Source organism: Xanthobacter wiegelii (assembly GCF_043193855.2).
GTDB lineage: Bacteria > Pseudomonadota > Alphaproteobacteria > Rhizobiales > Xanthobacteraceae > Xanthobacter > Xanthobacter flavus_A.
In genome coordinates, this window is sequence record NZ_CM195529.1 from 4,086,763 (window position 1) to 4,101,904 (window position 15,142).

Consider the following 15,142-nt stretch of genomic DNA (forward strand, 5'->3'; position numbering starts at 1 on the left):
GGCCGGCATGGCTTACAAGGGCGGAGGTGTCAGCAGGGAGAGCGGGCTCTCCACCTCGCGCAGGGTCTTCAGGGCGACGCGGGTATAGACCGCCGTGGTGTCGAGCTTCCGGTGCCCGAGCAGCACCTGGATGACGCGGATATCGGTCTTGCGCTCCAGGAGATGGGTGGCGAAGCTGTGCCGCAGGGTGTGCATCGACACCCGCTTGTCGAGCCGGGCGGCGGAAGCCGCCATCCTGCAGGCCCGGTCGAGCTGGCGGGTGGTGATGGGCTGGCCGGGATCGCGGCCCGGGAACAACCAGCCCTGCGGCCGCCGCTCCTTCCACCAGCGGCGCAGCAGATCGAGCAGGTCGGGCGCGAGCATGACGTAACGGTCCTTGCGGCCCTTGCCCTGCTCGACCCGGATCAGCATCCGCGCGCTGTCGATATCGGCGACCTTGAGATGGGCCACCTCCGACACCCGCAGGCCGCAGCCATAGGCGAGGCTGAGGGCGGCCCGGTACTTGAGGCTCGAAGCGTGGGCGAGCAGCAGCGCTACCTCCTCGGTGCTGAGCACCACTGGCAGGCGCTCCGGCGTCGGGATGCGCGCCATGCGATCGCCGAAGCCGGCCCGGCCCAGCGTGACGTGAAAGAAGAAGCGCAGCGCCGTGCAGGCGAGGTTCATGCGGGCATAGCTGGCACCGAGGCTGGCCAGATGGAGCTGGTAGCGCCGCAGGTCCTCGGGCTCGGCCTGGTCCGGCGCCCGGCCGAGGAAGGCGGTGAACTCGGCTACCTGGCGGACATAGTCGCGCTGTGTGTGCTCGCCGAACCGGCGGATCGTCATGTCCTCGATCATCCGCTGCCGCAGCGGGCTGATGGTCGGCCGTGTGTTGGGGTGCTCCTGATGGTCCATGGGGCTCTCCAAAGGTTGAGAAACCCCGTGATCGTCCGCCCGCCTATGCCGGACGCCACATCGAAAATATCCAACTACCCGTCATGCAGCGCGGTTACCGCGGCAGCGGTTTAGTCCTCTGGCGCAAATGAGACTTGATCGCAGAAATTATACATTTCCTGCAATGACATAGGCGTTCCCATTTTTATCTTCCCCGGCGCGCCAATTTTAGACCTCTTCGGAACAAAACTGGGCACCGGGGGATCTACTTGGGAGCCCCGCATCTGACTCCAGCCCTTTGCCGCCACTGATAGCGTCCGGTTTCGGGCGGGTTCGCCATCTCAGTGTACGGCCAAAATTTGCCAGGCCCCCTGGCAGACGCGTCTGAAGATGCTGGATCCATCTTCCAGTGTCGCCGCCATCAGCTTTTCCACCAATCTGTCCAGCTCTGGCGGCGACGGCTCCGCGCCCACCCGAAACAAGCCGGCTTGGCAGCGCCAGCGGAATCGCACTTTGCTCCTTCGCTCGATCGGCCGCCTGCACGGTGTTGAGCTCCGGCACCGCCCCCTGCCAGGGTCGCTTCGCCGCCGCCTGCCGGCGGCGCCGGGTTCTCAGATATGGCGCCGGCCACACCGTACCGATGGACCTTGCCTTCATCACGGGTAATCGTCGATCGGCTTCGCTGAGGTCATCTGACCCACGGGCCGGACCCAAGCTGCGAGAGCCTATCCCTCTCAGGCCATAGCTCGATCGAATGCGGATACAAGTGTTTCAGCCATGGGCTCGCCATCCAGGTAACGCACGATATCGCGTGCGGCGGCCAGCGCGATGTCGCGACGGACACGGTCCACTGCCGAACCGATATGGGGGGTCAGCACCGTGCGCGGATGCGACAGGAGCCGCGGCTCGATGCCGGATGGGCGATCGGGGCGGGCCCAGTCCTCGGTCTCGAACACGTCGGCGGCGTAGCCGCCCAGATGCCCGTGCTCCAGGGCGTCAGCGACCGCCGCCTCGTCAACCAGCGAGCCACGGGCGGGATTGATCAAAAGTGCGCCCGACTTCATGGCGGCAAGTGCCTCGGCATCCACCAGATGCTGTGAGGGGCCGCTCAGCGGCAGCGCCAGGACCAGATAGTCGCTGTTGGCGAGAAGGCTTGGCCAGTCGCGCCGCAGCAGACCGAGTGCATCTTCGGCGGCGGGGGTGAGCGGGCGGCGCTCGCAATAGGAGATGCGGCAGCGGAACGGGCGCAGGCGGTGGGCGATGGCCTGGCCCACCGCGCCCATGCCCACGATCCCCACCTCCGCGCCGTCGAGGCCCATCCCATAGAGCACCGGCCGCCAGCCGGCGAAGAGCTCCGCGCGGATCAGCCGGTCCCCCGCGAGCAGGTTGCGGCCGAGGGCGATCATCAGCCCCACCGTCAGCTCGGCGGTGGGCGCCGTGAGCAGGTCGGGCACGATGGTGAGGGCGACGCCGCGCGCCCGGCAGGCCTCGGCGTCGAAATTGTCCGCGCCCTTCAGAGCGCACGCGACCATCCTGAGATTGGGACAGGCATCGAGAAAGGCGGCATCCACATGGTCGGTCATGAAAGCCATCATGGCGTCCGCGTCCCGGGCGCGGCGGATGATCTCAGCGCGGGGCCACGGCTCCCGCGAGAGGTTGGCATCCACCGCGCCGCGGGTGGCGAGGAGGTCGAGCACGTCCGGGTGCACCCAGTTGGTGACGAGGGTCTTGCGGGCCATGGCGGTCCTTTGATCGCGACTGAAAGGAAAGGGAAGAGGTCTCAGGCGGAAGCGGCGCAAAAAGCGGCGAACCGGCGCGTCAGGGAGGAGTGCGGGCTCTCGCGCGCAAGGCCCACGAAAAGGGTCTTGAAGATGTCGGCCTCCTCCAGCTCGAGGGTCACGAGGGTGCCGGCTTTCACGTCCTCCGCGACCGCATAGGCGAACACCACGGACAGGCCGAGATTCGCCTTCACCGCTTCCTTCACGGCGGCGGTGCTGCCGAGCTGGCGCGTGGTCTTCAGCCGCGCGACGTCGGCGCCGAACACGCCGGCCAGCGCCCGGCCGGTGCCTGTGCCCGGCTCGCCGCCGATGATGGGCTGATCGAGCAGCGCCTTGCGCGGAATGCGCTTGCGGGTCGCGAGCGGATGCTCGGGAGCGGCGATCACCACCAGCTTCTCGCGGCGCCAGCTCTGCCATTCCACGGCGGGGTGCTCCTCGCTCCATTCGGTGAGCACCACGTCCGCCGCGCCGGCCACCAGCGCGTCCACGGCATCGCGATTGGTGGCGATGGCGAGATCGACGGCGCCGGGCCGCTCCAATTCCCGCTCGAAGCCAGCCACCAGGCGCGGAGCGAGGAAGACGCCCACATTGCCGCTGGCATGCACCACGAGGCGCCGGTCGGTGATGAGCGCCCGCGCCCGATCGGCGGCGGCCAGCAGAGAGCGGGCCTTCGGCAGGAACAATTCGCCGTCGCGCGTGGGCACCGCCCGAGCGCGATTGCGCACCACGAGCGGCACGCCGAAGAACTCCTCGAGCTTGCGCAATTGCTGGGACACCGAAGGCTGGGAGCAGGCGAGCCGCTCGGCCGCCGACTGGATGCCACCCTCATCGATGACCGCGAGGAACGTCTGAACCTGGGACAGATTCAGCATGGGAAGGCGTCTCCTCCTGTAGCGGAGCCCGTGCTCCGCAATCCGGCTGCGGCCTCGTGGTGAGCCGGTTCCGGATATATGCATCATCTCTTTTGTACAGGCAATTTCATTATGATCTAAAATCCGGCGCGGACGCGCTCGGACACCGCAAATATTGCGATTAACTTATTGATTATACGAAATTTAATGGAATTTCACGCCGCCAATGTCATCAGAATGAAATATGATTGTTATTGTTATTTCATTGAATATTGCAATGTTCCGCCGCGCAGGGCGATGCCACTGAAACGGCGCGCCACCCGTCGGCGCGGCCGGGCTTGCCGCAGACATCAACAACCCATGAGGTCGTCATGATCACGCGTCGTCGCTTCGGGGCGCTCGCCGCCTCCGCGCTTTCGGCTCCTCTCCTCGCCCGTGCCGCGCACGGACAGCAGACCCGCGACGGCAAGCTGCATCTGCGCTTCGCCATCGCTCCCGTGCGACCCACGCCGTCCATCACCATCAAGGAGTTCGATCCGGTGTTCCGCTATCTGGCGGGCGAATTGGGCGCCACCTACGAGCTGGTGAGCCCGGAGAGCTGGGCCGCCATCTCGGTGGCCATGGCCAATGGCCATGTGGATCTGGGCTGGCTCGGCCCGTGGGGCTACGTGCTCGCCAACAAGCGCGCCGGCACCGAGGTGATCGCCACGGTGAAATATCGCGGCAAGCCCTCCTATCACGCCATCATTGAGGGCCGGCCGGGCCTGCCCATCAAGAATTTCCCCGAGGACGCCAAGGGCATGAAGCTCTCCCTCAGCGACCAGGGCAACACCTCCGGCTGGCTGATCCCCTATGCCTTCCTGGTGAAGCAGGGCATCGATCCGCGCACCTTCTTCCAGCTCCGCGAGGGCGCCACCTTCGGCAACAACGTCTCCATGATCCAGCAGGGCCTGATCGACCTCGGCTCCGACATGGATCGCGGCCGCAACGGCATGATCGAGGCGGGCGAGATGGACCCCTCCAAGGTGGTGGTCTACTGGACCTCCGAGGCCCTGCCCAACGACGCCATCTGCGTGCCCAAGGGCTTCGATCCGGCGCTGAAGGCCAAGATCCGCGACATCCTCGCCTCCCTGCCCGAGGACAAGGCGCAGACGCTCATGGGCAGCGGCTATAACGGCTTCGTGCCGGCCACCCACGAGGATTACGCCCTCATCGAGGACGCCGGCCGCGTCACCGGCAAGCTGCGCTCCTGATCTCACCGGCCGGCGCCTCTCGGGCGGCCGGCCTTCCCCATCGGTGCGGCGGGAAGCACCGGCTTCCGGCCGCTCGCGCCCCACAGGGCGCGCCTCAGGAAACAGAGCATGACCCTCGCAAGCTTCGAAGGCCGGCGCTATGCCGAGCCCGCCCAGTCCATCCTTGCTTGGCACAACATCAGACGCTGGCTCGCCTTCCTGGTGGTGGCGCTGTTTCTGAGCGCATGCTTTGCCGCCGCGCGCGTCGATCTCGGTAAGCTCGCCGAAGGCCTGCCCAAGATCGCCTCCTGGTTCACCGAGATGTTCCCGCCGGACCTGACCGACATCGATCGGGTCCTGAGCGATGCCTTCCAGACCCTCGCCATGGCGACCGTGGGCACCCTCGGCGCCCTCGTCATCGCGACGCCGCTGGTGCCTTTGGCGGCGCGCAACACCACCCCCAACATGCTCGTCTTCCGGCTGGTGCGCGGCCTGTTCGGGGTGCTGCGCGGCACCGAGATCCTGGTGTTCGCGCTCATCTTCGTGGCGGCGGTGGGCTTCGGGCCGTTCACCGGCGTGCTCGCCATCACCTTCAACATGGTGGGCGCCCTCGGCAAGCTGCTCACCGAGGTGATCGAGCCGGCCGATCCCGGCCCGGTGGAGGCGGTGGAGCTGACCGGCGCAGGCCCCGTGCGCGCCTTCCGCTATGCCCTTCTGCCGGACGTGTGGCCGAACATCGTGGCCGTCACCCTCTACATCTGGGAGTTCAACGTGCGCGCCTCCACCGTGCTCGGCATCGTCGGCGCCGGCGGCATCGGCCAGACGCTCAAGGATTCCATTGACCTGCTGGACTTCCCGAAAATGCTCACCGTGCTGGGCATCATCCTCATCATGGTCATCACCATCGACACCTTGAGCTCGTATCTGCGTCGCCTGGTGCTGAGCCCTGAGACCGCAGCCACCCGTGCCGGCACGCCGGTGCGCATCGCCGAAGGCCGGACCGCCGTCTGATCGGCAATGGGAGCCTCCCCCATGAAAAGCATCGCCCCCACCACTCTTTCGCCCTACCAGTCCCTGGCGCAGGACGGGCCCGCGGCCATCATCGTGCGCGAGCTCTCCAAGGCCTTCAATGGACGCATGGTGTTGGATCGCATTTCCTGCGCCGTGCCCAAGGGCCAGTTCGTGGTGCTGCTCGGCCCCTCGGGCTGCGGCAAGTCCACCTTGTTCCGCTGCCTCACCCGCCTCGTGGAGCCGGACACCGGCACGGTGGTGATCAACGGCACCGAGGTCACCGCGCTCAAGCCCTCCGCCCTCAAGGCGCTGCGCCGCCAGGTGGGCTTCGTGTTCCAGCAGTTCAATCTGGTGAAGCGTTTCAGCGCGGTGGACAACGTGCTCGCCGCCCGCCTCGCCGCGACGCCTTTGTGGCGGGTGCTGCTGCGCCGCTTCGCGGCGGCGGACCGCCAGCTCGCCCTTGCGTGCCTCGACAGCGTGGGCCTCATGGACCAGGCCTATCAGCGGGCCGAGCGGCTTTCCGGCGGCCAGCAGCAGCGGGTGGCCATCGCCCGCGCCTTCGCCCAGCAGGCGGAGCTGATCCTCGCTGACGAGCCCATCTCCAGCCTCGATCCGGAATCCTCCGAGAACGTGCTGCAGATCCTCCAGCGGGCCGCGCGCGAGCAAGGATTCTCGGTGCTGTGCAGCTTGCACCAGGTGGATCTGGCCGCGCGTTATGCGGACCGCATCATCGCCTTGCGCCAGGGCCGATTGTTCTTCGATGGGCCGGCAAGCGCCTTCACGCCGGACCTGCGCGAGGAGCTCTATCGTGCCGCGCGCCCCTGAAATCGCGCCGGCCGGGCCGGTGGACGCGGCGGAGCTGGCGGCGCTCGAAACGTCCCTCGCGCGGGGCGCGACCCGCGAGCGGCTCCTGGAGATCCTTCTGGAGGTGCGCGACGCGAAAGGCGGTCGCGGCATCTCGGAGAAGGGACTGCGCCATCTGGCCGATCGTCTGCGCCTGTTCCCCGCCGAGGCCTATGAGGTGGCGACCGCCTTTCCTGCGGTGAATTATGGGGCATCTGAGCCCTATGCCACCGAGGCCTGCGGCGACCTTGCCTGCGCCCTGCGGCACGGGACGACATCGGGGCGCGGGGTCTGCCGTAACCACTGCGACGGGCCCCGTCAGGCCCCCGAGCCCCGCTCTTTCGCCGCCTATCGCGCCGCCGGCGGCTATGGCGTGCTCGACGCCCTCAGGGACGATCCCGACGCGCCCGCCCGCATCCTGGAGCTTATCGCGACCCATCATGCGGTGGGACGGGCGGGCGTCGGCTTTCCGGTGGCGGAGAAATGGCGTCAGGTGATGGCCGCCGCAGGCACCCCCGTGATCATCGTGAACGTCGATGAGGGCGAGCTCGCCATCTTCAAGGACCGCTTCATCCTGGAGAGCGATCCCCACGGTGTCCTGGAGGCGGCGCTGGTGGCCGGGCGGGTGACCGGAGCGGACGCGATCTTCCTCTATGTGCGGGACGATTACGCCCCCATCCATGCCATCCTGCGCCAGGCGATGTCTGATGTCGTGGCCGCCGGGCTCACCGAAGGCATCGCCATCGAATTGAGACGCAGCGGCGGGGCGTTCATCTGCGGCGAGGAGACGGCGCTCATCGCCAGCCTCGAAGGCCGCCCGGCGCGCCCGAGCGAGCGCCCGCCCTTTCCCACCGAGCGCGGCTATCTCGGCCGGCCGACCGTGCTCCACAATGCGGAGACCTATTTCCGCCTGCGCGCCGCCTGGGGCGCGGCGCCCGATCCTGCCGTGCCGGTCTCCGGCCTGCTCGATCCGCAGGCGGCGGTGTTCAGCGTCTCGGGACGGGTGCGCGCGCCGGGTCCAAAGCTGGCGCACGGCCTTGCCCGGCTCGAAGACCTCGTGGAGCTGGCGGGTGGCATGGCCGCCGGCGCACGGCTCGGCGGCATGGTGGTCGCAGGCTCCTCCGGCACCCTCGTTGCCGCTGCGGACTGCCGCCGGCCTCTCGCGGATCTTCTGGCAGAGGGGCTGCGCCTCGGCACGCGCGGCATCATTGTTTTCGGTGCCGACGACGACAAGCGCGCCATCGCGGCGCGGATGGCGGCCTATCTCGCCCGCGAGAGCTGCGGCCAGTGTGGGCCGTGCCGCGTGGGCACGGCCAAGGCCGCTCACGTTCTCGCGGCGCCGGAGCCGCTCGACATGTCCATCCTTGGCGACCTCTCCACGGTCATGGGCGAGGCCTCCCTGTGCGCCCTCGGACGCAATGCGGGCCGCTTCCTGGGCGGCCTTTCCTCCTCTCTTGCACCGTCCAATCCATGAACAGCATTCTGATCGAGATCGACGGGCGCGCCGTGCACGCCCAGCCGGGCCAGAGCCTCCTTCAGGCTGCTGCCGCGGCGGGGCTGGACCTGCCCCATCTGTGCGCCTCGACACGCGCGGGCTTTGCCCCCATCGGCGCCTGCCGCACCTGCCTCGTCGAGGTGGAGGGCGCGCCCGATCTTGTGCCCGCCTGTCGCCATCAGGTCGCCCCTGGGCTCCGGGCGCGCACCGACACGCCCCGCGCCTTGAAGGTGCGCCGTCTCGCCGTGGAGCTGCTGGCCTCCGAGATGAGCGCCGAGGCCGTGGCACGCCATCGGGACAGTCCCTTCCTGGAGCTGGTCGCCCGCACCGGCGCGGACCCCGAACGCTTCGGACGGCGCGCCGCCAGCCGGGCGCCGGATGCGAGCCATCCCGGCATCCTGCTCGACCCCGACGCCTGCATCCGCTGCGGCAAGTGCCGGATGGGCTGCCGCGACGTGCAGGTGAATGGCGTCATCGCCCTCGCTGGACGCGGGTCGGAGCTGCACGTGGCCTTTGATGCCGGCGCCGTCATGGGCGAGAGCCGCTGCGCCTCCTGCGGGGAATGCGCGCAAGTCTGTCCCACCGGCGCGCTCGCTCCGAAGGCGTTGCTGGAGGCCGGCGGCAGGTCCGCAGTGACGGCAGAAGGCGAGACCGTATGCCCCTTCTGCAGCGTGGGCTGCCGGGTCACGCTGCATCTGGTCGACGATCGCGTAGTCTGGGCGGAGGGCGCGGACGGGCCCGCCAATCACGGCCGGCTGTGTGTTAAGGGGCGCTTTGGCTTCGCATATCTACGCCATGAGGAGCGCCTGACCACGCCCCTCATCCGTCGGGCCGATGCGCCCAAGGATCCGAGCCATGGTCTGCGCGGCGCCGAAGTCCTTTCCCTTTTCCGGCCGGCCAGCTGGGAGGAAGCGCTGGCGCACGCGGCCGAAGGCTTTGCCCGGCTGCGCGATCATCACGGCCCATCCGCATTGGGAGTGCTGGGTTCGGCCAAGGGCTCGAACGAGGATGCCTACCTGCTTCAGAAGCTGGCCCGGCTCGGCTTCGGCACGCCCCATATCGACCATTGCACGCGCTTGTGCGCCTCGGTGCCGCCGCTGACGGAGGCCACCGGATTTGCCGCGGTGACCGCGCCCATCGAGGAGATCGCCCATTCGGACGTCGTACTGATGGTGGGCTCCAATCCGGATATGAACCATCCCGTGGCTGCGTCCTTTTTGAAGGGTGCGCTTCGGCGCAGCACGAAGCTGATCCTGATGGATCCCCATGCGCAGTCTTTGTCGCGGTTCGCCAGCCATCACCTGCCCCTCGCGCCCGGTTCCGACGTGGCGCTGCTCTCCGCCATGACGCGCCTCGTCATTGCGGAGGGGCTTTATAACAAAGCCTTCGTTGCGCAACGGCTGGAGGGTTTCGAAGCGCTGCGCGCGCGGGTGGAGCCGTTTACGCTGGACGTGGCCGCGCGCTGCAGTGGTCTTGCGCCCGAGGTCATCGCCGAGGCTGCGCGCTTGTTCGCCGGCGCGCGCGCCGCCATGACCTTCTGGGGCATGGGGGCCTCCCAGCACGCCTTCGGCGCCGACAATATCCGCGCGGTGATTGCCCTCGCGCTAGTCTGCGGCCAGGTCGGGCGTCCGGGTGCCGGCCTCCACCCCTTGCGCGGTCAAAACAATGTGCAAGGCTCGTGCGATGCTGGCCTCCTACCCAATTATCTGCCGGGCTACCGCAGCCTGGAGAGCGCGGCTGAGCGTGCCGCGTTCGACGAGATGTGGGATGGCCATGTGCCGTCCGCCGCCGGGCTCACGGTGGTGGAGATGCTCGACGCCGCCCGGCGCGGCACCATCCGGGGCCTTTATGTGGTGGGGGGCAACCCCGCCATGGCCAATCCCGACCTGGCGGCAACGCGGGCGGCATTGGCCAGCCTCGACCATCTGGTGGTGCAGGACATCTTCCCCACCGAGACGACGGCTTTCGCCGACGTGATCCTGCCCGCCGCCGCGCTGGCGGAGCGCGAGGGCACCGTGACCAATACCGACCGCATGGTGCAGCGCGTGAAACCGGCCCTTGCGCCGCCCGGCGTTGCACGGCCGGACTGGTTGATCGTGCGTGACCTCGCCGTTCGCCTCGGCCTGCCCTGGGAGGATGTGACGGTGAAGACCCTCTTCGACGAGATGGCGAGCGTGGTGCCGGCGCTCGCGGGCTTCAAGTGGTCGCGGCTCGTGCGCGATAGTCATGCCCGCTATCCGCTCGATTCGGCCGACCTGGGACGGAACAGCCTGTTCGCCGACGGCTTCGCGCGCGGACCACGAGCGCTCATCGCGCCGCTCGACGGGCCGGGCGCCGATGAGATGCCCGATGCCGACTATCCCTTCATCCTGATGACGGGGCGACTGCGCGAGCACTGGCACACCGGCGCCATGACGCGCCGTGCCCCTGTCCTGGAGGCGCTGAGCCACGAGCCGCGGGCCCATCTTCATCCCGATGACCTGGCGCGCCTCGGCATCGCCACTGGCGACACGGTGGAAGTGCGCACGCGGCGGGGCATGGTGCATCTGGCCGCGCGACCTGATCCCGCGGTGCGCCCAGGCGTGGTCTGGATGGCCATGTCCTTCTTCGAGGCCGCCGCCAACGAGCTGACCATCAACCGCCTCGATCCAACGACACGTGTGCCAGAATTCAAATTCTGCGCGGCGGCCGTGGAGCGCTGCGCGAGTCCATAGCGACGCCATTTCAGCATACAAAGTGGCACATGCTGGATGGTGCAGGTATTCGGTTTGCCGGCGGGATGCCGATGCCAACTCCTGGCGTGCGGCGGCCGCGCATTCAAAAGCTCGTCTTGTAAACAAGAAGATAGGACTTCCCAGCCTCATCCTTCCCGGCGCGTCGGTTTCGGCGTGCCATGTGGCGGTTGGTCTGGTCTTGATCACGGATGGGGCATCCCGCGTTCTGCGCGCCCAGAGGGCGGCGAGCGGAGGCGCCCTGCGCTTTGGCGATTAGGCTTGGCGCTGGAGAGACCGGCATCCTCGAAGACGACCGCCACCTCCTAGCCCGCTTTCTCCGCCACGGCCTGAAGCTCGCAGCGCTGATTCTCGGTGGTCTGTTCGAAGGTGGAGACGCGCAGGTAAAGAGCGACGCGGCGTGAGACTTTGCGGGAAAAATGCAGGGCTCCGAGCGGCTGGCAACAGCCATACCGATAATAAGCCATATGCGTATGGTGACGGATACGATGGTGATCGTGTCGACACATCTACAGATCAAAGGGCAACGCTTGATAGGCGGCGCAGAAATTCAACTTCGCGGCAATCATTCCCTTCGCGTTCTGCACAAGCAGGCGGACGAACGATGGCTCATTGTCTCGGAGATGGACAAGGACACCCACCAGGACCAGACATATGCAGGGCATTCGTGAAGCGTGCGGCGTCCGATGACCCCCTTGCCGGTTGGTTGGGAGAAAGGCGCAGCTCGTTCACGACACGAAGCCGGAATTTGGCACCCTCGTTTTGCTCCAGCCCAAGGCCGAGGATCGCCTTGGCGTCATCGGCGCATACGCCGAGCGCAATGTGACATGCCCGAGCCACCATCTGGCGTTGGAAGAACAAGCTGAAACGAGCGAGCAGAGGATCGCCACGCTGATGGCGTAGGGGCAGCTCATGCATGAACCCATCATGGAAGGACGCGGCTATTATAATGCCCATTCTGAGCTGCAGGCCCGCTCCGCGCGTGAGGCCGACAGCATCCTGGAAAGGGCGCTTGCTGCGGCCGCAATCCCCGAGGGCCCCGTCACCATCGCCGATTTCGGCTGCTCTCAAGGACGCAATTCAATGCGTCCAATAGGACTCGCGCTTGACCGGCTGGGGCTGCGTACAGGACAGGGCCGGGATGTGATGGTCGTGCACACCGATCTGCCGCACAGCGATTTCGCCTCCTTATTCGCCACCATACAGAGCGCTCCCGACAGCTACCTTGGGGGAAGGAGAAAAGTGTTCTCCTCCGCCATCGGCCGGTCTTTCTATGACCGCCTGCTGCCGGCGGGCAGCCTCACCTTTGGCTGGTCGTCCTTCGCACTCCACTGGATGAGCGCGCTTCCTCTCTCACTTGGTGCCCATATCTGGCCGATCTTTGCGACACCAGATGAGAATGCGGCACTAGCTCAGGCCGTGGCCGCGGATTGGCGCGCCTTTCTGAATCACCGCGCCCAGGAGGTGATACCGGGCGGGGAACTCGTGCTGGTGATAGGTGCAATTGACGATAGCGGCACGACCGGTCTGGAGCCGCTGATGGAGCTGGCGAACGATGAGCTCGGTCGGCTGGTTTCGAGGGCGAGCTTGCGGCCGACGTCCATGCCACAATGACGATTCCCGCGCGACCGCGCACCCGTCAGGCGTTTTGGCGCCATCGCAAAGGGCGATGTGGCGCCGTTGGTCGTCAAGGAATTCGTGATCGCGGAGACGCCGAACCCCGCCTTGCTACGCTGGCAAGAGACGAGAGATGCCGCCACCTTTGCCGCCGATATGACCGGCTTTTTCGTCGCCGCGTTTGGTCCCTCCCTGTTCGGCGGCAGCGAACCGCTCCACGATCTGTTCGCGAGTCGGCTCGAAGCGGCCATCGCACGAACCCCAGACGAAATCGCGAGGCCGCTCGTCACGGCCACGCTCCGGATTGCCCGCCGCTGACTTCGTAGATGCCCCGCGGAGCCGCCGCGCCGCCCTGCGGTTTATCTCTCCCGCAAGGGTCTCATTGGAGCGCGCCCCTGCGTGTAGAGCGGATCAGGCTACCAGCTCGCCGTGGGTCGGGCGCGTTGAGCCGCGAACCACTGCGGATTGATCCGCGTTTCCTTAACTCATCTGGAGCTGATCATGTAAAACTACCGCTATAATAATGAGTTTATCGAGTTTATAGTTTTTATCTACTCCACATAGCGACGGACTATTTAAGGTCTTTCGCCTACCGCTTCCCTATTTCTTTGAGGGCGGTCCGGAGGCGAAGGTCCCGCCTGGGCAGCGTGTCGATCTCGATCCCCAAATTCGGGCCGGATGAAGTGATCCGGTAGGCATAGGGTAGCGACCTTGGGCACCTTCCCGTCCCTCAACGTGCGGTCCGGCTTCAAACTGGGCAACCACTGCGAACGCCCCAATCGAGCTCTCGTCGGGATTCGGCGCTTAGCAACCCCGTGTCGAAGAATTCATATTAGAAACAATGAGATACCAGTTCCCACCTTCATCCTCGCCGGCGCGCCATTATTTTCGCGAGAGACATCAACACCGTGGATCGCGTGGCGATCTTGTCTCTCGGGCGACGCTCCCTATTGTGCTCTCCAGGCCGTTCCCGGCGAGGTTCACCACCGTTCTTGCGGCTGGCGATGTGCGGCCCCGGGGAAGAGCAGTTCCTCCGTCGGCGGCACCGTGTCGGGAAGCCGGTCGAAGGCCGTCTCCAGCCTCTCCTCGCGCCTGCGGGGCAGCCCTTGGTGGAAGCACCCGCAGCAGGCGTAGCGCGAGCTCTTGCTGGCGCCGGGTACGGGATGGTCACTCGGGGTATGTCTCGCCCCGATCCGTTCCAGCCTTGTGGAAAAGGATGAAGACGAGGGGATTGCCGGGCTCGGCCATCGCGTCGCTGCGCTGGCCGGTCACCTCTCCTGCCACCTGGCTGGTGTATTCGGCGACCACTTCGCCAAAGCTGTTGCGTTGAATGGCGAGCTTCTGCCCGGGTTCCACCCTGTCGTTGAGCCCGACCAGATGCTCGACGAGCCCGCCCTCGGTTGCCAGCACCGGGAACGCACTGTTGCCGATGAAGACGCTCACGTCCTTCCCCGTGCGTCCCATCGGTCCGGCCACGATGCCGTGATGCCGGAGGACGTTCATCGTGCCTTCCACGAACAGCCCGATCATTTCGAGGTCCAGCACGCGCGCCGCGCCGATCTCGGGGGTGAAGGCGGGGATGCCCACATCCATGAAGGCGTTGTGCAGCACACCCGGATAGACGTGATTGTCGAAGATCTGACCCACCGGATAGAGCTCCACCATCGCCTTGACCTCAGGCACATCCATGCCGGCGATATTGAAGGCGGTGACCTCGAACCCGGTTGTCCCGGTATGGAAGTCGATGGCGGCATCGGCGTTCGGCCGCAGCAGCCGATTGAACAGTAGGCCGGCATGTCGGCTGGGAGCGGTGAGGCCGTTTTCATTGCCCGGCCATTCCCGGTTCATGTCGATCAGATCGGCGCCTCTGCCGGCATTGGGCCATCGGCGCTGCATGCCCTCCATAGCCGGGCGGGACACGTCGGTGACTGCCATGACCGTGCCCGACATCCGCGACGGATCGAGCTGGTTCATAACCGTCTGGACCGTATGCACGGAACTCATTTCGTCGCCATGCACGCCGCTAACGAGAACGACACGCTTGCCCGGCTGCGCGCCCTTGGCGACGGTCACGGACACATACCAGTGCTGTCCGGTGGGCATCTCGACGCCCTGAAAATATAGAAGATGCTTCCTTCCCGGCTCCAGGTCGTCGACGTCCAGCGCGCTGACGACCTTCCTCCCCTGGATGACATCGCCGGTATACACCGTTGCTGATGCAGCGCCGTAAGCCGGACTGGAAGCGGTGTGCGTCGGGCCCTGGGCGCTGGCGGAAGGAGCATTGGCGACGAGCCCAGCCGACGCGCCGATTGTCGCAACTGACGCGATCATGAAATCGCGGCGGTCGAGAAACTCGTTTGGCTTGTCCGACATGACGTGGATCCTTCCGGTGAGTTGCCCGCCCTTCTCCGAGCATGGTTACGCCCAGCGACGCTGAGTGCAATGCTGCCGGGAGCGCAGGTAGCTGCGTCATTCGCTCTCGTCCGACTGACCGCCGACCATCCGTAACCTGGGGCAAGCCGTAGGCTGGCTCCTGGGAGTCCGGATCATTCCGCGTCTTTCACCCGCCCGAATGAGCAGGTCACTCACACTCCACCTTACGCGATGGCCAGCCCCTGCCGGTCCGCCGCGGCGGGGGTCAAGGCCGTAGCCGCGTGAGCGGTGGCGCGAAGCGCCAGCCTTGACGCGGCTGCGACGGACCGGCCTACTGGTT

12 protein-coding genes and 1 pseudogene are annotated in these 15,142 nt (G+C 66.6%); 8 read left to right on the top strand and 5 right to left on the bottom strand.

Annotation, left to right across the window (positions count from 1 at the left end; genetic code table 11):
* Positions 1 to 12: 12 nt before the first annotated feature.
* The 3 genes from V5F63_RS19095 to V5F63_RS19105 all read right to left on the bottom strand — a co-directional run bounded on the left by V5F63_RS19095 (position 13) and on the right by V5F63_RS19105 (position 3,520).
* Positions 13 to 891, bottom strand: a complete 879-nt coding sequence (locus V5F63_RS19095; protein WP_394100604.1) for a tyrosine-type recombinase/integrase — start codon at positions 889 to 891, stop codon at positions 13 to 15.
* Positions 892 to 1,604: 713 nt separating this feature from the next.
* Entirely contained in the window at positions 1,605 to 2,609 is a 1,005-nt protein-coding gene (locus V5F63_RS19100; protein ID WP_394100603.1) for a phosphonate dehydrogenase, read from the bottom strand.
* 41 nt (positions 2,610 to 2,650) lie between these two features.
* Positions 2,651 to 3,520: a LysR family transcriptional regulator gene (locus V5F63_RS19105; protein WP_394100602.1), complete on the bottom strand. Its 870-nt coding sequence runs from the start codon at positions 3,518 to 3,520 to the stop codon at positions 2,651 to 2,653.
* Positions 3,521 to 3,870: 350 nt separating this feature from the next.
* On the opposite strand from V5F63_RS19105, the gene V5F63_RS19110 reads away from it, so the two are divergent.
* From V5F63_RS19110 to V5F63_RS19135, 6 genes are all read left to right on the top strand, one after another.
* Positions 3,871 to 4,752 (top strand): phosphate/phosphite/phosphonate ABC transporter substrate-binding protein, encoded by an 882-nt coding sequence (locus V5F63_RS19110; RefSeq protein WP_394100601.1) that lies wholly within the window; start codon positions 3,871 to 3,873, stop codon positions 4,750 to 4,752.
* 108 nt (positions 4,753 to 4,860) lie between these two features.
* Positions 4,861 to 5,742, top strand: coding sequence for a phosphonate ABC transporter, permease protein PhnE (phnE, locus tag V5F63_RS19115; protein ID WP_394100600.1), 882 nt, complete (start codon positions 4,861 to 4,863; stop codon positions 5,740 to 5,742).
* A gap of 21 nt (positions 5,743 to 5,763) precedes the next feature.
* Positions 5,764 to 6,567, top strand: coding sequence for a phosphonate ABC transporter ATP-binding protein (gene phnC / locus V5F63_RS19120; protein WP_394100599.1), 804 nt, complete (start codon positions 5,764 to 5,766; stop codon positions 6,565 to 6,567).
* A complete protein-coding gene (locus V5F63_RS19125) occupies positions 6,551 to 8,059 on the top strand; it encodes an NADH-ubiquinone oxidoreductase-F iron-sulfur binding region domain-containing protein (protein ID WP_394100598.1) in 1,509 nt (502 codons plus the stop codon). Before phnC ends, V5F63_RS19125 begins: the two co-directional genes overlap by 17 nt.
* The gene (locus V5F63_RS19130; protein ID WP_394100597.1) at positions 8,056 to 10,794 is read left to right on the top strand and encodes a molybdopterin-dependent oxidoreductase; all 2,739 of its coding nucleotides are present in this window, start codon (positions 8,056 to 8,058) and stop codon (positions 10,792 to 10,794) included. Before V5F63_RS19125 ends, V5F63_RS19130 begins: the two co-directional genes overlap by 4 nt.
* A 485-nt stretch (positions 10,795 to 11,279) precedes the next feature.
* Entirely contained in the window at positions 11,280 to 11,483 is a 204-nt protein-coding gene (locus V5F63_RS19135; RefSeq protein ID WP_394100971.1) for a hypothetical protein, read from the top strand.
* 46 nt (positions 11,484 to 11,529) lie between these two features.
* Here V5F63_RS19135 and V5F63_RS19140 read toward each other — a convergent pair.
* Positions 11,530 to 11,646, bottom strand: a pseudogene (locus tag V5F63_RS19140) (transposase); the annotation flags it as partial.
* Positions 11,647 to 11,724: 78 nt separating this feature from the next.
* Here V5F63_RS19140 and V5F63_RS19145 point away from each other — a divergent pair.
* Positions 11,725 to 12,426 (top strand): class I SAM-dependent methyltransferase, encoded by a 702-nt coding sequence (locus tag V5F63_RS19145; RefSeq protein ID WP_394100596.1) that lies wholly within the window; start codon positions 11,725 to 11,727, stop codon positions 12,424 to 12,426.
* 66 nt (positions 12,427 to 12,492) lie between these two features.
* Positions 12,493 to 12,747, top strand: a complete 255-nt coding sequence (locus V5F63_RS19150; RefSeq protein WP_394100595.1) for a hypothetical protein — start codon at positions 12,493 to 12,495, stop codon at positions 12,745 to 12,747.
* Between the two features lie 849 nt (positions 12,748 to 13,596).
* Here the strand turns inward: V5F63_RS19150 and V5F63_RS19155 are convergent.
* Positions 13,597 to 14,802 (bottom strand): M14 family metallopeptidase, encoded by a 1,206-nt coding sequence (locus V5F63_RS19155; RefSeq protein ID WP_394100594.1) that lies wholly within the window; start codon positions 14,800 to 14,802, stop codon positions 13,597 to 13,599.
* Positions 14,803 to 15,142 lie beyond the last annotated feature (340 nt).